This is a genomic window from Pseudoalteromonas sp. CR1, from assembly GCF_019392235.1.
GTDB lineage: Bacteria > Pseudomonadota > Gammaproteobacteria > Enterobacterales > Alteromonadaceae > Pseudoalteromonas.
Genome location: NZ_JAHXRM010000325.1, coordinates 1 through 265, shown reverse-complemented (window position 1 = coordinate 265; position 265 = coordinate 1). Strand labels below are relative to the sequence as shown.

Below are 265 nucleotides of genomic sequence, written 5' to 3'. Positions count from 1 at the left end.
CCTCACGCGCGACAGGGCGCCGCTGCTGGATACCACAACAGTGCTCAGTTTCCAGGTGCTCACATCGCTGGCTGTCATCGCTTGTCGTGGCAGGTTCAACCTGGCCGCGTGACGTAATGCCGGCGCGTCAGGGCTGAGTGAAGACGATAGGGCATAGACGTGGTCGACCAGTAGTTTGTCGGTCGGCATCTGTATGCCCCACGCGGCAAGCAGCCCGTCGAGCCGGGAATCCACCGCTGGCGTGTTCGCATCCGACGCGCTCACG

General features: G+C 63.4%; 1 protein-coding gene. It reads right to left on the bottom strand.

Going from position 1 to position 265, the window contains the following annotated elements; genetic code table 11:
* The coding region (locus KZZ04_RS19575) for a hypothetical protein (RefSeq protein ID WP_219423939.1) at window positions 1-265 on the bottom strand (265 nt) is incomplete at both ends.